The sequence below is a fragment of the Chengkuizengella marina genome (assembly GCF_009910845.1).
Classification (GTDB): Bacteria; Bacillota; Bacilli; order Paenibacillales; family KCTC-33759; genus Chengkuizengella; species Chengkuizengella marina.
Map to the genome: position 1 here is coordinate 69,676 of NZ_SIJB01000012.1, position 20,455 is coordinate 90,130.

Consider the following 20,455-nt stretch of genomic DNA (forward strand, 5'->3'; position numbering starts at 1 on the left):
GGAATGCCCATACCTTTTATAGGCGAATATCATAAGATAAAAGGTAAACAAATGAGAAGGAGGAGTAAAATGTATACACAAACAAAAAGATATTACCCATATATTAGTCCATTTGATCCTTGTCCGCCTATAAGAGTAAAAACTTATTCAACGCCCCCTGAACTATATGTAGGATTTCAACGGATGAATATGCCACAATACAATTCCAACGAAGCTTTAAATCGTGGTACTTTGTGGCCTATTTTTTATAGTCCATATCCAGATATACCAAGTGGTTATACAAATAAGTATGGAGAGAATCAGAAGATAAATAATCAATCTTTTGAATGAAGGGAGAGAGAATAGTTGAAAGAAAATGAAAATTTAAAAATGGATGATAATTATTATAAATGCTTAAGGCGTTTACAAGAGATTGATTTTGTTCTATTAGATCTCTCAATATATTTAGATACACATCCGTTTGATCAACAGGCTGTTGCACAGCTAAATCAATATTCTCAAGAAAGGCAAATTCTTTATAAAGAATACGAAAAATGCTACGGTCCACTATATGAATTTGGACGTAGTTTTTCAAAATATCCTTGGGAATGGCCAAAAACTCCTTGGCCTTGGCAAGTTTAGAGAATTTTTTTGTTTAAATTTGAATTATTAGGTATATTTAGGAGGATATATTATGTGGATTTATGAAAAAAAATTACAGTATCCAGTACGTGTAAGTAAGTGTGATCCAAGAATGGCAAAATACTTATTGGAAGCTTATGGTGGGGCTGATGGTGAATTGGCTGCAGCTTTACGTTATTTGAACCAGAGATACTCCATTCCTGATAAAGTGATTGGATTATTAACAGATATAGGAACGGAAGAGTTTGCACACCTAGAGATGATTGCCACCATGTTTTATAAGTTAACAAAAGATTGTACGCCACAGCAGTTAGAGGCTGCGGGATTAGGTTCTCATTATGTAGCACATGACAGAGCCATATTTTATAAAGATGCTTCAGGTAATCCTTTTACAGCAACATACATTCAAGCCAAAGGAGATCCCATTGCAGATTTATATGAGGACATTGCAGCTGAGGAAAAAGCACGAGCTACTTATCAATGGTTAATAGATTTAACTGATGACGTGGATTTACAAGACAGCTTAAAATTTTTAAGAGAAAGAGAAGTTATTCATTCTCAGCGTTTTCGTGAAGCTGTAGAAATTTTGAAATTTGAAAGTGATAGAAAACAGGTGTTTTAGATAAATACAAATAATCATATTGGGTTATTGAAATGCTCCCTTAAAGATAGGTAGGTTAATAAAATCTGCTTCTAGAAGAGGAGTATTTTTCTGTGGTTAGGGAATAGATAGGTGGATTAATAGAAGAAAATCAGCAAACTATGCTGATGGTTTAGGTAGATCCGTTTGGGGAACTTATGTTGATTCTAGTGGAAACGTTGGACAAGTTTCAAAATGAAATATCCCATCACGAAGAAATACCTTACTAAAGGCACGAAAAGACGTCTGCTCATATTTTCGTTGATGATACTGGAATTTACGAGTGTATTCCTTTGCTTACAGATACACCTGAAAAGGCTTGGCATGTGCAATATCAAAAACCTTTGGATAATCAATTATTTGGTGATGATGCAAATGACATAGCTGCAGGAGTTGAACTCTGTTATTCGTATAAACGAGGATGTATTAATAATGAAGAATCTTATAAACGTGATGTATAGGTAATCACTTATATCTGTTTTAAGTTTGGACTAGACCCTACTAAAGCTATAATTGGTCATCCTATTTTAGACCCTCAAAGGAAAACAGACCTAGTGAACAATTATTACAAGATGTAGTTATAGAATACTATGATTGTTTATCGAGGGAGGAAGTGTTAATGAAGCTAAAAAAAATGGCAGATAGATATGGTACATCAATCTATTGAAAACTTAAATGAGAATTGCTACATGATGTTGATGAGTGGAAAAAGAAAGTAGAGGAAAAACCACATGATGTAATTTTGATTTCCCATGGTTGTTCTTTGTTATGTTAGATAGATTAAGTGAAAATAATAAAACGGAAGGTGGAAAATAAAATATGGATTTTCAAGTATATGATATTGCAATCGTTCCTATCATCGTTGCACTAGTTCAACTCACAAAACAATTAGGATTAGGGGCTAAATTATTACCAGTTTTTTCTCTAGCATTAGGGATAGCAACTGGTATTTTTTATGTGGCTCCAGGTGATCCAAAACAAGCAATACTCGTTGGAATTGTGATGGGGTTAGCTGCCAGTGGATTATGGAGTGGTGCTAAGAATATAGTACAGAAATGAATAGATCCTCACTGGCTCATAGTGTAGCTGGTGGGGGTTATTAATCTAATTATGTCTCTATAACTTCACTTAAATTATCCTGCCCTTTATAATTTCAAGAGCAGAATAACTAGCAACAAGAATGATAACTAAAAGAACAAAGAGTACTAATACAATATCAATACTACTACCGTGAATGTACTATATACTATGTTAATCATCCAAACTGCTGCAATGGGCTTTGTATAGTACCCTGCCGAAATGCTTCAAGTCTTGCAGCAAATGCCTCCATCTCACTAAATGTATCTAGGTCTCTAGTGAATTCTATTAAATCTTCTGGATTTGTAAAATCAATTGAACCCCCCGAGCCATATCTCGAACGTCCTATTGCAGCGACTAATATGATAACGAGAAGAATAAAGAGTACTAGGGTAATGGCAGCTATTCTACTAAATCCTTTTTTGGATGCTTTTTTAGATGCCATAGAATCATCCCTCCTTTCTATTTGATGTACTATATACTATGATGGGAGAATCTACCTTGTTTGGACTGGTGTCCTTGAGCTAGTACACATTTTTTCATAGTTTAATAGTGAGGTTCCCTTAGAGAGATTTTATGAGAAATTAGTAGGTGCCAATATATTCTATGTTCAAACCTAAAACGCTTGCATCTATTGCTGGGCTAAAGCCCGTTATGCTTGTTCAGTCCTTGCAGCTAAAGCCAATAGTTCATTAATTAAATTTAACCGTTCGATCAATGGTAATAGATCTTCAGGATTTGTGATATCAATTGTTCCAAATGACCCCCCTGAGCCATATCTCGAACGTCCACTTGCAGCAATTAAAATAATAACTAAGAGTATAAATAGTACCAGTACTATAGCTGCACCAGTAGCAGAACTTTTTCCATAAGAACTCATCATACCCCCTCCTTTCTATATTTGATGTACTATATTCTATGAAAATAAAATCTATTGTGATTGGACTGGTATCTTAAGGCAAGTACACATTTTTCATAGTTTAAAACCCCACTACAATAAATAGTGAGGTTTGCGTAGAGTAAATTTACTACAGATGCATTAGTTCTAGTTTTATTTATTCTCTTAATCCATCATATGCCTTTATTAGTGTTTTGATTGGGTGTTTGTTTTGGAAATATTAAATTGTGCTGTTATCACTGGTGTGAAGAATACAGTAGAGAAATAAATATGTAAAATCCCCACTGGCTTTCTTTAGGTAGCTGGTGGGGGTTATCAAATATTTATATTTTATGAAATTAATACATAAGGCAAGTACTTCAAAACGGTTCAACTATTGCCATACAAACTTCTGGTGCAAATAGTTTTGGATATGTTAAATTGTACTCTTGCGTATCCTCCTGTACCTCTTATATAATAAGAACAAATGTTCTAATAAGAGGTGAGTGAAATGAAAGAAAATAAACTAACACCTGGTTCAAATATGATGTGGGAAGCCAGTCGCATGATGCTACCTGAACATAAAGAACTCATGAACTATTATCAAAAAGAAAGAAATAGAAAGACGAAGCCTGAACTAGCAGAGGAAGAAGTTAATGTTATATCAGAGCAGTTATCAGATTCCATGTTGAGTAAATCTGAAATCACAATTGAGTTGTTCAGAGCTTTTGGTAAGAATGCATTTAAGACTGGAACAGTAGCTAAATTCGATACCCAATTAACACAAATTAAATTAGATTATGACGATGAATATGAGTGGATAAAGTTTGATGAGATTGTGGGGGTGTCCTAATGTTAACAGACCTTGAAAGAAAAGTATTACGTATCCTATATAACTTCCCTCATTCAATAAAAAAAAGAATGCCAACCATTAGAGAACTTGAAATCAAAACAGGTAAAGACGAGAAAACAGTCCGTTCAGTATTAAACGGACTTGTTAAAGGTGGATATATAGAATGTAAGGACGGTAATACTCAAAATATTAAAATCATATCTACTAGAGATTATCATTCACCGTTTATATAAAAGATGTCTGACATTTGTCCATCTTCCTAATATATAAAAATACTTTTTTCGCTATTATTAGTCAATATTTGATTATATTCTTCATATTTCTATTATAAACTCATTGTATGAATTTAAATATTCTAGTAATATTATACATGGAATATTTTTTAATATATTCTAAAATAATAGAAAAGAGGTAATATTATGACAACATTAGCAAGAAAAATGTTTGTATTAATGCTTGCATTTACCTTTATCTTTGGTATTGTCAGCACGAGTATTTCTAGTGAAATTAATGCTAGTCAAGATGATGAAATTAAAATGACTAGCAAAAAAATTGAAATTAGTGATGAAGAAAATGATTTGATTATTCTAGAGTTAGAAAAAGGTGAGAAAAATCTCAAATTTAAAGTGAAAAAGGATAAAAGTAAAGAAGAGAAAAGTAAAAAAGAAGAATCAGCTTCTAAAAATGATAATTTAATAAACATTTCTGAAGTTGAGAATAAATTAATTAATGATAATAGTCTCATTCAATTACAGATATTTAACACTCAAACAGATGAACAAGTCCTTGTTAAAACAGTAGAAAGTTTAGAAGATTTAAATGGAATTAAACTTAAACCTTCAAAAGAAATAAAAGAGAAAAACAAAAAAGAACCTTTTTACAGTATTGATTATACTATGATCCTAAGTACTAGTGACTACACTGGATTTTATGAATTTACTCAATTTTACATAAACAAGAAAAATGAGATTCATCCTGATCAATTAACCCATATGCTTGAATATAATAAAGAAGAAAGTTTACTTGGAGAATTAGATTTTAACTTATTTAAAAATAAGAATGAAACTACTCAACTTAAAAAGTCTAAAAAAGGAGATGTGGTTTCTGCTTTATGTCTTATTTGTGGTGTAGGTGATATTTACAGAGTCAAAAGCACTGTATATTACAATGATTGGGTAAGATTAGCTGAATTAAATGCTATAAAAGGGGTTACTTCTAAATTTACATTATCTACTAGTTCTGGGGTGAAATTTGAAACAAAATTTGCTGCTAGTGGTTTAGGAGTCGAGAGTTCAGGAAGTGTATCAAATAGTTTAGATATTAAAACTACTTGGGGACCATTAACTGGTTCGTCTAAATCTTCTCCAGGTCGAGCACTTGAAACAGAGTATAAATTTTCTAAAAAAGTTTATGAAAAAATATCTGGAAATAATGGTGGACCCGATGAATACACTCGTGTGGGGGTTTATGACCATATAGGAGGAGCAAAATACGGTAGTTACTTATATTCAAATGGAAAAGACATTAATAGTGTATCAGGTCCGACATTTTATCCACCATCCAGTATGGAGCAACATCAAACAAAAAGTAATACATTTACTGCTCAAGCAGGAACAAGTGTATATGGATATTCAATTTCTCTTTCGGCTACATCCAGTTCATCAACTTCTAATATTTGGAGCATGTCATTCGCATCTGGAAATTATGATTATTATAAAGTTTACAACTTGGGATCTAGAAATAATGTAACAGCGAAATTCTAAATTGATTAAACTAAACCCCTAATGAACACATTAAAATTGTGATCTCATTAGGGGTTTATATTTGAAAATTTATGTTTAAAACTGTGATGCTTTAGTTTATCTTAATAATGGCTTTATTCGAATGAATTTGTTATATAAGTTAACTCTTCAATTCCTTTAAATTTGTTATTTAATGTTAGCATGTATTGATCAATATTGATGTCTTTATTTTTGTCAGTAATAAAAACAAAGACATAGTTATCCTCTACATTTATTTTTGAAGGAAGTCCAATATCTTCAGAGTTTAAGAAAAAAGGAGGTGTTCTATCATATTCGGAAGATACAGTTTTAAATTCAAATTCTTCTTCATTAAGTGGATTTATGTCATATGGAATGACAGAATCAATTCCAGGTGTTTCAGTAATTCCTAAACTTTCATTTGGAAGGATACCTAACCAAAAAATTCTTTTAGTATCAGTTTCGGTCCACCCTGTTTGAGTGAAAAACAAATCTTCTGGGTTGATATTATTACTACAACTTGTTGATGAGATCATTATTATTACAAATAAAAAGGTTAAAATTATTTTTTTCACAGTATACACACTCCTCTGTTAAGTGACTTCCTTAATTATACTTTAAAATAAATATTTGGTAAATATTTATTGGAACAAAAAAATCCACCAACTATTATATAGTCAGTGGTTCGGTCTCGTCCCTAATGAGACCATTTGCCCATAAAAATTTAGTTTTGGAAATGTATAATTAAAGGGGTTTGGAATGGTACCTCTATTATATCAAACACCTAATATTTTACAAAAATATTTACCAAAAAGCACGAGCTACTTATCAATGGTTAATAGATTTAACTGATGACGTGGATTTACAAGACAGCTTAAAATTTTTAAGAGAAAGAGAAGTTAATCATTCTCAGCGTTTTCGAGAAGCTATAGAAATTTTGAAATTTGAAAGTGATAGAAAACAGGTGTTTTAGATAAATACAAATAATCTATATTAGGTTATTGAAATGCTCCCTTAAAGATAGGTAGGTTAATAAAATCTGCTTCTAGAAGAGGAGTATTTTTCTGTGGTTAGGGAATGATTAGGGGCTAAATTATTACCAGTTTTTTCTCTCGTATTGGGGATAACAACTGGTATTTTTTATGTGGCTCCAGGTGATCCAAAGCAAGCTATACTCGTTGGTATTGTAATGGGGTTAGCAGTTAGTGGGTTATGGAGTGGTGCTAAGAATATAGTACAAAAATGAGTAAAATCCCACTAGCTTGTTTTAGGTAGCTAGTGGGGTGTGTTTCTATTAAATTGACGTGAATTAGATGTCCGAGAAGAATCATTAATTTGTTGTTGGTTAAATGGAGTAATTCTTGTTATTGTACAAGTAGAATAAATCTCAGTGAAAGACATATCATCTGGAAATCTACCTATGACAATCCCTTCACCTACATTGATTATTTCATCTAGAAAAACGCCACCACCAGGGGTCAAAAAACCAATATTAACAATGTCTCCTTTCATTGAATTTCCTAAATTTGTCATTGGATCTTCACAGCAAGCACATTCACCTTTACTTTTCTTAATTGGTTTTAATTTTATGGTAATAGGTTGATTGATGGAATCTGTTAACTGAACTAAAGTGAATTGGAAAGTCGCCAACTGTTGTAGATACGATAAAGTCTTTAACACTAGTAATAGTAGCCACACCATTAATATTCACAGTAGTATATAAAAGAATATCGTCTCGTCCTATTAACTGCTCCAACACACACTGCATCGGGCACACACAACAATCACACTTAGATTCATCAAAAACACCCATGAAATCACGTCCTTATAAGTTTTTAATATTGTATGAGGAGTAAGAATATTTTGACTGGACGTGTAACTATTTTAATAATTGTAACCTTGCGTATTTTCCTGTACCTCTTATATAATAAGAACAAATGTTCTAAGAGGTGAGTAATAATGAAAATAGTTCAACATAGTTAATAAATTTAGTGATATTATACATTTGGGTGAAAATGGAATAATTGACTCAAATGTTTTTTAGCTATTTATCTCACCGTTTATTAGTTCTTTTTGAAAAGAGTTAGATTATCTCATTTCAATTATCATATTACAAAAATAATGTCATACAAATGTGTTACATAAATAATACATTTGTATGACAAATAAAAAAGTTGAAACAAGTTTACTTTTTTCTTCCTAAATTATAACCACTTAGTACTATTTTACTAGAGGGAAAATGAGAGCGTTTGTAGAAATAATAGATTGTTAGAAATGTTTTGGAAAACGCCCTTATACATGTTTTTGATACGAGGCTATGGGAGAGCATATTCTAACTATTCTAAATAATTAGGGAGATGATTTGAGGAATGAAAAAACGAGTATCGAAAGTATTTATGAGTTTTATTGCCATGGTGTTATTGTTATCTACTTTTGGTATGGGAGCAACTGCTCAAACAGACAATACCTCACAAATCACGGTTAAGGAATTGCCTGTAGCTGAATTGTTTGGAGATATCGAACTATCTCCAAGCGGGCCGACGACAGTCATTGTAGAACTGGAAGCTGAGTCGATTGTAGAGGCAAAGCAAAAAGGAAAAAATCAATCGAAAGACAATTTAAAGGCTGAAAGACAAAAAGTGATAAATGCACTTGAACAAGCAGTGGAGCAGGCGGAAGTAAACCGCGAATATGACTATGTCTTCTCTGGTTTTTCAGTAGAATTAGCTGGAACAGATATTATGAAACTTGCAACCATTCCTGGTGTTAAAGCAGTTTATCCAAATGTGAACTACACAGCAGGAGAGATTTCAGTGGAAGAGCTTTCTGCTGAATTGTTTAGTCCAGAAATGGTCAAAAGTGCACCTTTCATAGGAGCTAATGATGCTTGGGAAGCTGGATTTACCGGTGAAGGAGTAACGGTCGCTGTCATCGATACAGGGGTTGATTACACTCATCCTGATTTAGTACATGCGTTTGGAGACTACAAAGGATGGGACTTTGTAGATGATGACAATGACCCTCAAGAAGGTCCTACTCAATCTCACGGGACACATGTATCCGGTACGGTAGCTGCTAACGGAGTGATTAAAGGAGTGGCTCCGGATGCATCACTTCTAGGCTATCGTGTATTAGGACCAGATGGGGGAACAACAGAGGATGTGGTTGCTGGGATTGAGAGAGCGGTTCAAGATGGAGCAGACGTGATGAACTTATCTCTAGGTAACTCGTTGAATAACCCGGACTGGGCTACATCGATTGCTTTAGATTGGGCAATGGCGGAAGGAGTCGTAGCCGTTACATCTAATGGAAACTCAGGACCAGACAACTGGACTGTTGGATCTCCAGGAACTTCTCGTGAAGCCATCTCCGTTGGAGCAACGCAATTGCCGTTTGATAATTATGATATTGATGTTACAACAACTGGTGGCGTAGAGTATGAAAGTGATAAGGTATTAGGCTATGAAAAAGTTGAAGATATAGAGGTATTAGACGGTAATGAATATGAGTTTGTGTTTGCTGGTTTAGGAAGCGCAGAAGAGTTTGCGGAAGTTGATGCAGAAGGAAAAATCGCTTTAATTAGCCGCGGAGCCTATGCCTTTGTAGACAAAGCCGCTAACGCTAAAGCTGCAGGTGCGGTTGGAGCCATTATTTTTAACCATTCGCCAGGTGAAATTCCTTTTGTTATTCCAGGTATGGATGTACCAACAGTGAAAATCACTAATGCAGAAGGTCTAATAATGCTTGCAGAATTAGAGGCTGGAAACAACACGGTTACTTTAGATTTTGAATATGTATCGACATCACCTGAAGTGGTTGCGGATTTCTCTTCTCGTGGCCCGGTAGCGCTTTCATGGATGATCAAGCCGGATGTTTCGGCTCCTGGTGTTGATATTGTAAGTACGTACCCTGGAAATAGTTATGCTTCCTCACAAGGAACAAGTATGGCTTCGCCACATGTAGCGGGTGCTGCAGCGTTATTATTACAGAAAAACCCTCATTGGGATACAGAAGATGTTAAAGCGGCGTTAATGAATACGGCTGAAAACCTTGTGGATCCAGCAAGTGGAGAAGATTTTGCTCACAATACCCAAGGCGCCGGTAGTATACGCGTGGTCGATGCATTAGATGCCATGACACTGGTTGCTCCTGGTAGTCATTCCTTTGGGAAATTTATAAAAGATAATGGGAAACTAGTAGAAAAACAATTCTTTGAAATTCAAAATCTTTCAGATGAAAGAAAAACATACAGCTTTGATGTAACAATGCATGGAAATCCAGACGGTATAAAAGTGATGCTAAGTAATAACCTGAAAGTACAACCAGGTTCAACACAAGAAGTGAATTTTCATGTACAGGTAGATACCTCAAAATTAGCACCAGGGTACTATGAAGGAACCATTGAAGTCAGTGATGGAGAACAAATTTTTGACCTTCCAACGATATTGTTTGTTGGGGAGCCAGATTACCCTCGTGTAACAGGTGCGTTCATGGAAAATGCATCAGATGATATGTACAGCGCGGGCTCTTACTTGCCAGGTGGCGCTGAGGTGCTGCAGTATGACTTGTATGCATTCGATGCAAGTACTGGTACTATTGGTGGATTCATCGATACGTTAGGAGCTTTTGAAAATGTACCAGCTCCACTTCATGAATTTTCATGGGACGGTACAGTACAAGGTGGCATCCCACTTCCTAACGGAGATTGGGTATTAGCGGTTTATGTAGAATCAAATGGTGTTACAGAATATAGTGCGTTCTTGGTAACAAAAGAATAATCTAAGTTATTTTCACACACTAGTGGGAGACAGGACAGAGAATTTGTCCCCGTCTCCCTTTTTTATTTGTTTTGTAAATGGGAAATCATTGAAATCGATTATTTAACTTAAATATTCAGAAAATAAACCAATGAAATAATACGATCCTTCAATAGGTTATCAATCAAATAATCCAAAAAAATACTGTGCTATTTTTATAAACAAAGCAGTGATACCTGCCGCAGTAGAATTTTTATAATCACTTATTGCTTTGCATATTGAAGTATCTTGAAAAGACCCAGGTAAAGCAATGGGAAACATAGACACTCTTATTGCTCCAGGGATTGAAGAACAGAGAGAGCTTCTTCTAAAAATTTCAGAGGAAGCTTTTTCTTATGCTGAAAAAGTATTTTACCAAAGTTAGATGCTGCTTATGCTTATGTGAGTTCAATACTAGGTGATTTAGGAATTGAATTTACAAAGATGAAATCAAAGCAACGATTGAAAAAGCAGTATTAGAGTATAATTTTAAAGCTAAGTAAGTATATATCATCACTGACTAGGTAGTTGGTGGGGATTATTGAGGAATAATTCTTGTTATTGCACAGGTTGAAAACACGTCTATAAAATCGGCAACTTGAGATTCACCTATAACAATGCCTTCCCCAACATCTAATATTCTAACTACAGGTAGACTTTCAAGAGTAATAGACTCAATTGTCACAATCTCACCTTTCATAGAATTTAGCAAGTTCGTCATTGGATCCTCACAACACGCACATTCACCAACACTTTTACGGATTTGTGGTAATTTATTTACTGGATTTACTGTACCACTAATGCAAATCCTGGAAATATTACAAATTGGAATATTCCCCATATCAGTAAAAGCAATAAAATTTTCAACTCGATCAACTGTAACGAAAAATCTACAGATGAAAGATTACGAGTTCTGATGGCTAGGTTTGGTATTCCAATTAACTGCTCCAAAACACATTGCATCGGGCAAACACAACAATCACATATTGATTCATCAAAAACACCCATGAAATCACGTCCTTCATTTTTTATTAATGTATGAGTTGAAAAGTTGATTTGACTGGACGTGTAACTATTCTCTAAAATTGTACTCTTGCGTATCCTCTGTACCCCTTAAATAATAAGAACAAATATTCTAATAAGAGGTGAGTGAAATGAAAGAAAATAAACTAACACCTGGTTCAAATATGATGTGGGAAGCAAGCAGAATAATACTACCTGAACATAAAGAACGCATAAATGATTATCAATATGAGCGAGACAGAAAAACTAAACCCAACTTGCAGAGGAAGAAGTTAATGTTATATCAGAGCAGTTATCAGATTCTATGTTAAGCAAATCACAAATCACAGTCGAGTTGTTAGAGCTTTTGGTCAGAATGCGTTTAAGACTGGAACAGTGACTAAATTCAATACTCAATTAAAACAAATTAAATTAGAGATTGAGAATGAATATGAGTGATATTGTGGGGGTGTCCTGATGATTACTCACATGGAAAGAGAGGAATTACATATCTTGTATAATAGATTTTTTTATACTAAATGTAAGGTATAAGTATAGGTAGTAGGATAGAACACAATTTTGCTATGTTGGTAATTAAGTCCAATCGAATGGTTTTCTAGTCACATAGAATAACATAAATATATTTCGATTGGAGGTGAAAGAATGACCTATTATTTTAATAGAACGTTCTGCGATTGTTGCGTCTGTCCGATGAAGAGTGTCTGTGAACAACTTATAGATTGTGAAGTAAACATATGTACCATCTCAGCTTTTCTTGGAGGAGTAAAAATATCGGATGTGGAGGACTTTAACGTAATTGGAACACTGGGGGGTACACCAATCTGTATTCCCATAAGTCGAATTACTGGTATTTTTGTTAGTCCCTCAAAAACAATTAATCTAAAACCTATTAAAAAAGATGTTAAAGGAGAATGTGCTTGTATAGAAGAATCTGCCACTAATAAATTTGAAAAAGAAAAATCTGTTGAGGTAATATTTCCTTGTGAAGGTCAACGACGTTGTGAAGGCACTGTAAATCAGGTTGGGGAAGGTATCGTAATAGTATCTAGCCCTTCAGAACAATGTATTTTATCTACTTGTCAAGTTGATGCGGCATTTCTTTTTCAACAAGTATCAAATTCTAAGTGATTAGGATTCTCTATTAAAATGAGAAGAAACCGCTGACCTTAAAAAGTTGGAGGTTTTATAAAAATATAATATTTTACTAATCCCAAAAAAAGTCTATCATTTTGGGATTAGGCAAATAAAACTACAATTTTTATTAATTTAGAACCAAAATTATTACGTATACTGTATAACTTTTCTCATTCAAAACGTAGAATGACTACAAGAAAACAGTCCGTTCAGTATTAAACGGACTTGTTGTAGGTGGATATATAGAATGTAAGACGGAAATACACAAAATATAAAGATTATATCTACTAGAGATTATGATTCGCCTTTTAGGTAAAAGGTTTCTGACATTAATCTAGCTTTATTGGAGTTAGTTATCGTCAAGCAGCTCAATTTTTTCTAAATGGGCGAAATATTTTTTATCATTCCATTTCCACTTATATTCATAAGACACAAAATATTCAGTTTCTTGCATATCTTTTATATATACGTCTACTTTAACCCCATCATCTATTAAAATCTCATTTTGTAAATTTTCTGAAAGATTATTAATTTCTTCAGTAAAACGCATTTTCTTAAGAATCTTTTTACGTACTTTTTTAGTTAGTTTTTCAGGATTTTTAACAGCTTTAACTCTACCATCATCATAAACTACTACCTCAGTTTTACCTACTTTAACTTTTTCCCTATTTTTTTCTTCATTTGCAAAAACATTAAATTGAGCTGTACTAATTAAAAAGACGAGTGATAGAACAACTAAGATACTTTGTTTACAGATATTTAGAAAAATAAGAGTAGCTATTTTGAAATATTTTCTCCATATATACATTTTCTATTTTCTTTTCAAATCCAGTTTCGTTTAGTAAAGAAATTACACTTTGATTTGTATGAGATATATTCATGGCCATTCGCTTTAATTTTCGATCAAATGGAGAGAAACATTGAGATAATAAATATGCAACAATGACTTGCTCATCATTTCGATTCTGTAATATTTCACATTGATAGAGTGTTGTTGAAACATGGGAACCGTTATCATTATAATTATGTTTATACAAGGCGTACCCTATCTGTTTTCCTGATTTATCTAAAACAATCAACCCATCTCCTGACTTTACACTTTGCCACTGTGTTTGCCATGATAATCTATTTTTGTGAAATGCAATATGCTGAATTTCGCTAGGGTTTATTTTTAAAATTTTATATTTTGAAAAATCCCTTTTGAATGGATTGGGTTGAAAAGATTCACTACTTTCATACATCAACAGTTGATCGTTTATCTCATAACCCATCTTCTTATACAACTTGATTGCCTTTTCATTTTGCTTAATGGCTTCTAACGTAGCAACTTCCACTTTATTTTCTTTATAAATGGTAAATGTTTCTTCTATCATTCTTTTACCTATTCCTTTACCCCTAAATTCAGGTGCTACACCAGTCACTCCATTCCAAGCAATTTTCCTCCCATTGATTATTCGAATCCCACTACATACAAGTCCTATGGGTTCATCTTCTTTATATGCCAAAATCGATAAATCAGTGGATAATCCTTCTGATACAAATACGTTTAAAAAAGATTCGATTGTCACTTGATTATCAAAATAGTCACTAGTATATCCTTTATTCCATGCAGTTACTGCATCTTGAAAAGAACAGTTTGATAAACGCTTAATCGTAATCATCTTCATTTCCCCCTACTATTTACTCTAAGTTACTAATCATATATTTCAAGTAACTTTTAAATTTCCATTATTACTGATGAGAATAGTTTTTTAAAAATCACCTTCAAGCTCTTTTTCGGCTACTCATACTTTAGAGTAGGTCAAACCGTAAACCACTTACAAAAAGATACAAGATTGAAAAGGTCCAGTGAAATCCTTGAGGATTTCAATCTCGTATCCATATTTTCAATCGCTTTATCACTCTTTCATAAATAAAGTCGATAATCTATTGAATTTCTAATCTCTTATGCCATACATATTCATTTATCAATCTATTTAAATAATAAAATGACTAATAGAATAAAAAGTACTAATATTACCCCCATTGACATACCCCACGAAAATTCTGGTGCGATTGGGTTAATTGTTCCTCCTGGAATATCTCCTATTGTCAATCCCATGATTTATCACCTCCTATCTCTTATATATTATGCTCAGGAATATATTTTGTGTGGACTAGTTACCTAGTGCAAGTACACATTTTTAAACTAGCTTTTGGATGATTTTTTCATAATAAGAACATATGTGTGGTATAAAGAAGATATCAAACATAAGTTCAAAGAAATGAAACCATGGGTAAAGTAGAATCTATGTCCTAAATTGGTTTCAAAAAGAGTTTGGTACCGAAGAGGCTTGTGCGGAATACTTAATGTACAAGCGTTGGAATGATGGATACAGATGCACAAAGTGTAATCATAATCAATACTTATTACATAAAAACTCGTAAAAGAACAAATGTCCTATATGGGGTAAGTGAAATGAAAGAAAATAAACTAACACCTGGATTAATATGATGTGGGAAGCTAGTCGCATGATACAATCGTCCTTATTATCGTTGTATTAGTAGATTAGGATTAGGAGTTAAGTTTTTACCAGTTTTATCTCTAGCGGGTAGCAACAGGCAAGTACTTCAAAACGGTTCAACTATTGCCATACATTCTCCTTGTGCAAATGCCTCAGGGGACATTAACCTACCATAAGTCCTCAAGCCGTCTTAACAAATTCAAATCGGGTTCAGTTTCTGGTGCTCTAAAAGGGTTTCACTATATCTCGAAACATCCACTTGCAGCAATTAAAATAATAACTAAAAGAATGAATAGTACTAGAATAATTCCTGCTCCAGTAGCAGAACCATTTTGTCCGCTCATGTTAATCCCTCCTATGATGTAATATTTACTATGTTCAGAAATCTACTTTGACTGGACGGGTGTCTTAGCGTAAGTACACATTTTTCATAGTTTAAAACCCCACTGTATAATAGTGAGGGTTTACATCATATTGAAAGTGAGTTAGCCAAGTCTTCTGTTTTTTCTGAAGTTAATTGGGGTTTGTTTTGGATATATTAAATTGCTGTTATCAGAAGTGTGAAGAATACAGTAGAGAAGTGAGTACAATCCCTCACTGCTCTATATATAAATGGACGATGGGTGATATTTATGTTCTCAAGAAGTTATTACTCTAGTTATTTTACATGTAGATACAGCAGATCGTACAGGGACTAACTCTCCAGTCATTGGATTTACAAGTGTTGTATCAAATAGGACAATACCTTCCCCTACTGCAAATATTACACCTGGTAACGGTGCTATAAATACAGATGGATCAACCAAGGCTTCAATACTCACCGTTTGCCCTATCAACGTCTTGAGTAAGTTTGTAGTAGGATCTTCACAACAGCTACATTCCCCTTTTTTGTCCTTGTGTAGTGGTTTTAAATTAATAGGTGGGAAATTTTCAGAAGCAACTGCTACAGCATTAACCTCACAAATGGCGTACATTCCTTCTGTTGTAAATGCAATGAAATCTTCTACCTTTTCTAATAATGGAGCTGATCCAACAGTAGATGAACTAACTAGTGTAGCAAAGCCAACATCTAACCCCTCCAACTGTTTCAAGACACATTGCATAGGGCAAACACAACAGTCACAGACTGTTCTATCAAAAACTCCCATGAAATCACTTCCTTTTCATTTTTTATTAATTTATTCAATTCAAATGTGTTTTGATTGGACGTGTAACTATTTTTAAAATTTGTGCTCTTGCGTATTCTCTTGTACCTCTTATATAATAAGAACAAATGTTCTATAAGGGGTGAATAATATGAAAGTAAATAAACTAACACCTGGTTCAAATATGATATGGGAAGCCAGTCGCATGATGCTACCTGAACATAAAGAACTCATGAACTATTATCAAAAAGAAAGAAATAGAAAAACGAAACCAGTACTTGAAGAGGAAGAAGTCAATATTATATCTCAACAGTTATCTGAGTCTATGTTAAGTAAATCACAAATCACAATTGAGTTGTTCAGAGCTTTTGGTCAGAATGCGTTTAAAACTGGGACAGTAACCAAATTTGATACTAAATTAAGACAAATAAAATTAGATTATGACGATGAATATAAGTGGATTAAGTTTCAAGAGATTGTGGGGGTGTCCTGAATGCTAACAGACCTTGAAAGAAAAATATTACGTATCCTATATAACTTCCCTCATTCAATAAAAAAAAGAATGCCAACCATTCGAGAACTTGAAATCAAAACAGGCAAAGACGAAAAAACAGTCCGTTCAGTATTAAACGGACTTGTAAGAGGTGGGTATATAGAAAGTCCTGACGGTAATACTCAAAACATAAAAATTATAAATACACGTGATTATGATTCGCCTTTTAAAAGAAAAAATACACATAATAAAAAAGAGGTGCTTACTAACTTAGTAAGTACCAAAGTATCCAAAAAATAAACTAAAGAAAAAAATAAAAAAGGTAAAAAAATTAAAAAAACAAAGTCTAATGTAGATAATAGTTTAGCTATGGAAATTGGTCAAATCTTATAATTTCATAATTGTTTATGATATTTGAAAGTGATAAAAAACAGGTGTTTTAGATAATATATTGGGTTATTGAAATGCTCCTTTAAAGATAGATAGATTAATAAAATTTGCTTCTAAAAGAGGAGTATTTTTCTGTGGTTAGGGAATAGATAGGTGGATTAATAGAGAAACGATTGAGGATTTAGGGCTGAAATAAAAGACATTGATGGATGGAAGTATGATTAAACTTTATTTCAAACAGTGTATTTATCATGATAACAGGTATAGAAACGATTGATTAGAGAAAATGAAAATGATATAAAGTATTTGGAAGGAGTTACACCTATTTATACGTTGCTAACTTTATGCCAATGATGATCCTGAGAAGTCTTTGCACTTAAACTTACATTCTACAATCAGTCATCAGTAAATACTTTTGATTGTAATACTGATGGAGTTTGGTATATTTTTACCATTGCGCATATTCTAAAACTGCTAGATACATTAAACGCGTTGCATTCCAACTACTGCTTCCCCATGAAGCAACAAGAATGATAACTAAAAGTATAAATAATACTAATACAATTGCAGCTCCAGAACCACTGTGTCCACTCATGTTACCCCCTCCTTTCAATATGATGTACTATACTCTATGTTTATAAAATCTATTTTGACTGGACTGGTGTTCTAGTGCATGTACACATTTTTCATAGATTAAAACCCCACTAGTTAAATAGTGAGGTTTACACCGTAGAGAGATATATATGAGCGCACACCCTCCTATTACTAGGAGGTAATATATTCTATGTTCCAACAAATCATTTGGTATAGACAAGTGACTTGCTTGTTTGAAAATGTGCTCTATCCTATTTATAAATTATATAAGTTCGTAAAGGGTGAATAATATTATTCCAACATATCCACCCTCCTTAACAATAAAGAACCATGTTATTAAATAAGCAAGGTTTTGAATTTACGGTATAAAATATTCATCTAATCTCTCATTCTTCATAGGTTGATAAAATACTTGGATGTAATTATTAATGAAAGATAAAAGAAGACATTTCATTATTTTATAATTTTTTACATTTATTTCATACTTTCTTTACATTTATTTGTTAAGCTTCTTATTGTGCTTGAAAATAAACGATAAGAAAAGAGGAGAAAAGTTATGAAATTCAAAAAAATTGGCATTGCTGCCATAGCTTTAGCAATGATATTATCTTTGCCATCTTTTAATTCTAATGCTTCTGCTAATGGCGTAAACGTAGAAGTAAATTCAACTACCCCTGATGAAAAAGTTACCTTTAAAGTAGAGACAGTTAATGAAGAAGTAGATAAAGTTACTTTATCTTGGGGAGAAAAACCAAATACAGGCTATTCTATAGAAATTACATCTGTGGACTTTGTTAATAATGAAGCTGTCATTCATTATCAACTTCATTACCCAAGCGAGGGTATGTTCTACGCTCCGGTAATTACTGAACCTAAAGCAGAAACTTATATTTCAACTTCATTAACATTCAGTATTCAACTGGAAAAATAAAAAACATAGTTATCTCCTTACATTTTTCCAAAAATGATAAAGAGTTTTTTTCTTCCAAATCGAGTGAGATACACAATAACGTCTTTAAAGTTTTTGCTTCATTAACTTTTCAAACTCAGGACGTTCCAATATGCAATTCTTTGGATTATTTGTTCACATCCATAACTTTTTAGCTTTTGAAAAATTGCCATACACCAAGTTGGATTAGGAGCTAAATTCTTACCAGTTTTATCTCTAGCATTAGAGGTAGCAACTGGTATTTTTTATGTTGCTCCTGGTGATCTAAAACAAATGTAATGGAATTAGCTGCAAGTGGATTGGAGTGGTGTGAAAAAACAGTACAGAAATGAGTAAAATACCCACTGGCTTAAGATAGCGAATTATTATAGCAAGGTATAAGTATAGGGTGTAGGATAGAACACAATTTTGCTATATTGGTATTTAAGTCCAATCGAATAGATTTCTTACCACATAAATTAACATAAATAGATTTCGATTGGAGGTGAAATAATGACTTATTATTTTGATAGAACGTTTCAAAATTTAAATATTCATATAGTACAATCTCCACTGACTTTCACAAGCTGGTAGGGAATTTTTTTTTTTATTATTTTTTCACATTTTTTATAAAAAATCGTTATGATATAAGTATAAAAAACAATCAAGTTCAATACACAATTTACTATAGTGTTAGATTATATTCTACCAAGAAAAGGAGTAATCAAATTGATAAACAAAAATCAGACCGTAGCAACGTTTTCAATTGTTGGTTTTGATCCAAAAACAAAGGAATTGGGCATTGCGGTACAATCAAAATTTCTGGGCGTAGGAGCGGTGGTTCCATGGGCAAAAGCGGGTGTAGGGGCAGTTGCAACGCAATCCTATGCAAATACATCTTATGGTCCTGAAGGTTTGGAGTTAATGGCTGGCGGAAAAAGTGCTCAAGAAACGATGGATGTATTAGTTGAAAAGGACATTGAAAAACAATCCAGGCAAGTAGGAATTGTTGATGCGAATGGGAATTCAGCTACTTTTACTGGAAGTGATTGTTATCATTGGGCGGGAGGGATCGCTGGTCCAAATTTTGCAGCTCAAGGAAATATCCTTGTAAGTGCCAAAACGGTTGAAATGATGGTGGAAACATTTAAAAACAGTGATGGTCAACTTTCTGAGAGATTGTTATCTGCGTTAGATGCAGGACAAAATGCTGGAGGAGATAGTCGAGGCAAACAGTCAGCAGCATTATTAATTGTAAAGGAACAAGGTGGTTATGGAGGTTTTAATGATAGATATATTGATTTACGTGTAGATGATCACCCAGAGCCCATTAAAGAATTAATCCGTCTGCATAAGTTACAACAATTATATTTTTCAAAAACAAAATCTAATCATGTTCTAAAAATAAAAGGAGAGGTAAAAGAACAATTAATATCTATATTATCTCAACTAGATTATCTTTCTACAAAAGAAGTGAGCGATGAACACTTAAATCGTGCTTTTAAAACATTTATACATACAGAAAATTTTGAGGAACGGGACTTAGGTATTGGACGAATAGATAAGGAAGTTTTGGAGTTTATGAAAGGGATAGTAAAGAAATAGATTATATTCAATATA

28 protein-coding genes and 1 pseudogene are annotated in these 20,455 nt (G+C 33.2%); 16 read left to right on the top strand and 13 right to left on the bottom strand.

All coding sequences use genetic code 11. The features are described 5' to 3' along the window. Positions 1-69: 69 nt before the first annotated feature. From ERL59_RS04640 to ERL59_RS04660, 5 genes are all read left to right on the top strand, one after another. Positions 70-330, top strand: a complete 261-nt coding sequence (locus ERL59_RS04640; RefSeq protein ID WP_160645016.1) for a spore coat associated protein CotJA — start codon at positions 70-72, stop codon at positions 328-330. Between the two features lie 15 nt (positions 331-345). Beyond that, complete coding sequence (locus ERL59_RS04645) at positions 346-621, top strand: spore coat protein CotJB (RefSeq protein WP_407925677.1); 276 nt, start codon at positions 346-348, stop codon at positions 619-621. A 52-nt stretch (positions 622-673) separates the two neighbouring features. Next, entirely contained in the window at positions 674-1,243 is a 570-nt protein-coding gene (locus tag ERL59_RS04650; RefSeq protein WP_160645018.1) for a manganese catalase family protein, read from the top strand. A gap of 311 nt (positions 1,244-1,554) precedes the next feature. After that, the gene (locus tag ERL59_RS20985; RefSeq protein WP_235929795.1) at positions 1,555-1,722 is read left to right on the top strand and encodes a hypothetical protein; all 168 of its coding nucleotides are present in this window, start codon (positions 1,555-1,557) and stop codon (positions 1,720-1,722) included. Between the two features lie 358 nt (positions 1,723-2,080). Continuing rightward, positions 2,081-2,320, top strand: a complete 240-nt coding sequence (locus tag ERL59_RS04660; RefSeq protein WP_160645020.1) for a hypothetical protein — start codon at positions 2,081-2,083, stop codon at positions 2,318-2,320. Between the two features lie 196 nt (positions 2,321-2,516). On the opposite strand, the gene ERL59_RS04665 is transcribed toward ERL59_RS04660, so the two are convergent. Then, positions 2,517-2,783, bottom strand: a complete 267-nt coding sequence (locus ERL59_RS04665) for a hypothetical protein (protein ID WP_160645022.1) — start codon at positions 2,781-2,783, stop codon at positions 2,517-2,519. Between the two features lie 207 nt (positions 2,784-2,990). Next, entirely contained in the window at positions 2,991-3,218 is a 228-nt protein-coding gene (locus ERL59_RS04670; RefSeq protein WP_160645024.1) for a hypothetical protein, read from the bottom strand. Between the two features lie 508 nt (positions 3,219-3,726). Between ERL59_RS04670 and ERL59_RS04675 the strand changes: the two genes are divergently transcribed. The 3 genes from ERL59_RS04675 to ERL59_RS04685 all read left to right on the top strand — a co-directional run bounded on the left by ERL59_RS04675 (position 3,727) and on the right by ERL59_RS04685 (position 5,831). Continuing rightward, positions 3,727-4,068, top strand: coding sequence for a YolD-like family protein (locus ERL59_RS04675; RefSeq protein WP_160645025.1), 342 nt, complete (start codon positions 3,727-3,729; stop codon positions 4,066-4,068). Continuing rightward, entirely contained in the window at positions 4,068-4,301 is a 234-nt protein-coding gene (locus ERL59_RS04680; protein ID WP_160645027.1) for a BlaI/MecI/CopY family transcriptional regulator, read from the top strand. Before ERL59_RS04675 ends, ERL59_RS04680 begins: the two co-directional genes overlap by 1 nt. Before the next feature lie 186 nt (positions 4,302-4,487). Further along, the gene (locus ERL59_RS04685; protein ID WP_160645028.1) at positions 4,488-5,831 is read left to right on the top strand and encodes a hypothetical protein; all 1,344 of its coding nucleotides are present in this window, start codon (positions 4,488-4,490) and stop codon (positions 5,829-5,831) included. A gap of 113 nt (positions 5,832-5,944) precedes the next feature. Here ERL59_RS04685 and ERL59_RS04690 read toward each other — a convergent pair whose 3' ends face one another. After that, the gene (locus ERL59_RS04690; protein WP_160645029.1) at positions 5,945-6,403 is read right to left on the bottom strand and encodes a hypothetical protein; all 459 of its coding nucleotides are present in this window, start codon (positions 6,401-6,403) and stop codon (positions 5,945-5,947) included. A 233-nt stretch (positions 6,404-6,636) separates the two neighbouring features. On the opposite strand from ERL59_RS04690, the pseudogene ERL59_RS04695 reads away from it, so the two are divergent. Continuing rightward, positions 6,637-6,801, top strand: a pseudogene (locus tag ERL59_RS04695) (manganese catalase family protein); the annotation flags it as partial. Positions 6,802-7,103: 302 nt separating this feature from the next. On the opposite strand, the gene ERL59_RS04700 reads toward ERL59_RS04695, so the two are convergent. Both ERL59_RS04700 and ERL59_RS04705 read right to left on the bottom strand, forming a co-directional pair. Beyond that, entirely contained in the window at positions 7,104-7,361 is a 258-nt protein-coding gene (locus tag ERL59_RS04700; protein WP_160645031.1) for a hypothetical protein, read from the bottom strand. Between the two features lie 37 nt (positions 7,362-7,398). After that, on the bottom strand, positions 7,399-7,641 hold the full coding sequence (locus ERL59_RS04705; protein ID WP_160645032.1) for a hypothetical protein: 243 nt from the start codon (positions 7,639-7,641) through the stop codon (positions 7,399-7,401). Positions 7,642-8,197: 556 nt separating this feature from the next. Here ERL59_RS04705 and ERL59_RS21255 point away from each other — a divergent pair. Then, positions 8,198-10,606 carry a S8 family serine peptidase gene (locus ERL59_RS21255; RefSeq protein ID WP_160645033.1) on the top strand — a complete coding sequence of 803 codons (2,409 nt, stop codon included), beginning with the start codon at positions 8,198-8,200 and terminating at the stop codon, positions 10,604-10,606. Between the two features lie 159 nt (positions 10,607-10,765). Here ERL59_RS21255 and ERL59_RS04715 read toward each other — a convergent pair whose 3' ends face one another. The 3 genes from ERL59_RS04715 to ERL59_RS04725 form a co-directional block, all read right to left on the bottom strand. Next, positions 10,766-10,912: a hypothetical protein gene (locus ERL59_RS04715; RefSeq protein WP_160645034.1), complete on the bottom strand. Its 147-nt coding sequence runs from the start codon at positions 10,910-10,912 to the stop codon at positions 10,766-10,768. A 250-nt stretch (positions 10,913-11,162) separates the two neighbouring features. After that, entirely contained in the window at positions 11,163-11,345 is a 183-nt protein-coding gene (locus tag ERL59_RS04720; RefSeq protein ID WP_160645035.1) for a hypothetical protein, read from the bottom strand. A 65-nt stretch (positions 11,346-11,410) separates the two neighbouring features. Next, complete coding sequence (locus ERL59_RS04725; protein ID WP_160645036.1) at positions 11,411-11,632, bottom strand: hypothetical protein; 222 nt, start codon at positions 11,630-11,632, stop codon at positions 11,411-11,413. Positions 11,633-12,289: 657 nt separating this feature from the next. Here ERL59_RS04725 and ERL59_RS04730 point away from each other — a divergent pair. Then, positions 12,290-12,775: a hypothetical protein gene (locus tag ERL59_RS04730; RefSeq protein ID WP_160645037.1), complete on the top strand. Its 486-nt coding sequence runs from the start codon at positions 12,290-12,292 to the stop codon at positions 12,773-12,775. A gap of 355 nt (positions 12,776-13,130) precedes the next feature. Here the strand turns inward: ERL59_RS04730 and ERL59_RS04735 are convergent, their stop codons facing one another. The 3 genes from ERL59_RS04735 to ERL59_RS21260 all read right to left on the bottom strand — a co-directional run bounded on the left by ERL59_RS04735 (position 13,131) and on the right by ERL59_RS21260 (position 14,882). Next, positions 13,131-13,589, bottom strand: a complete 459-nt coding sequence (locus ERL59_RS04735) for a hypothetical protein (protein ID WP_160645038.1) — start codon at positions 13,587-13,589, stop codon at positions 13,131-13,133. Beyond that, complete coding sequence (locus ERL59_RS04740) at positions 13,531-14,442, bottom strand: GNAT family N-acetyltransferase (protein WP_160645039.1); 912 nt, start codon at positions 14,440-14,442, stop codon at positions 13,531-13,533. The genes ERL59_RS04735 and ERL59_RS04740 overlap by 59 nt, the downstream gene beginning before the upstream one ends. Positions 14,443-14,753: 311 nt before the next feature. Next, positions 14,754-14,882, bottom strand: a complete 129-nt coding sequence (locus ERL59_RS21260) for a hypothetical protein (RefSeq protein ID WP_268894492.1) — start codon at positions 14,880-14,882, stop codon at positions 14,754-14,756. A gap of 185 nt (positions 14,883-15,067) precedes the next feature. Between ERL59_RS21260 and ERL59_RS21565 the strand changes: the two genes are divergently transcribed. Further along, positions 15,068-15,208, top strand: coding sequence for a transposase (locus tag ERL59_RS21565; protein ID WP_160645115.1), 141 nt, complete (start codon positions 15,068-15,070; stop codon positions 15,206-15,208). Between the two features lie 715 nt (positions 15,209-15,923). On the opposite strand, the gene ERL59_RS04750 is transcribed toward ERL59_RS21565, so the two are convergent. Beyond that, positions 15,924-16,433 (bottom strand): hypothetical protein, encoded by a 510-nt coding sequence (locus ERL59_RS04750; protein ID WP_160645040.1) that lies wholly within the window; start codon positions 16,431-16,433, stop codon positions 15,924-15,926. 148 nt (positions 16,434-16,581) lie between these two features. On the opposite strand from ERL59_RS04750, the gene ERL59_RS04755 reads away from it, so the two are divergent. Next, positions 16,582-16,923 carry a YolD-like family protein gene (locus tag ERL59_RS04755; RefSeq protein WP_160645041.1) on the top strand — a complete coding sequence of 114 codons (342 nt, stop codon included), beginning with the start codon at positions 16,582-16,584 and terminating at the stop codon, positions 16,921-16,923. Beyond that, complete coding sequence (locus ERL59_RS04760; RefSeq protein WP_160645042.1) at positions 16,924-17,223, top strand: helix-turn-helix domain-containing protein; 300 nt, start codon at positions 16,924-16,926, stop codon at positions 17,221-17,223. A gap of 538 nt (positions 17,224-17,761) precedes the next feature. On the opposite strand, the gene ERL59_RS20680 is transcribed toward ERL59_RS04760, so the two are convergent. Continuing rightward, positions 17,762-17,908 carry a hypothetical protein gene (locus ERL59_RS20680; protein ID WP_201763478.1) on the bottom strand — a complete coding sequence of 49 codons (147 nt, stop codon included), beginning with the start codon at positions 17,906-17,908 and terminating at the stop codon, positions 17,762-17,764. A gap of 555 nt (positions 17,909-18,463) precedes the next feature. Here ERL59_RS20680 and ERL59_RS04770 point away from each other — a divergent pair. Further along, on the top strand, positions 18,464-18,838 hold the full coding sequence (locus ERL59_RS04770; protein WP_160645043.1) for a protease complex subunit PrcB family protein: 375 nt from the start codon (positions 18,464-18,466) through the stop codon (positions 18,836-18,838). A gap of 729 nt (positions 18,839-19,567) precedes the next feature. Next, a complete protein-coding gene (locus ERL59_RS04775) occupies positions 19,568-20,440 on the top strand; it encodes a DUF1028 domain-containing protein (protein WP_160645116.1) in 873 nt (290 codons plus the stop codon). Positions 20,441-20,455: the final 15 nt, after the last annotated feature.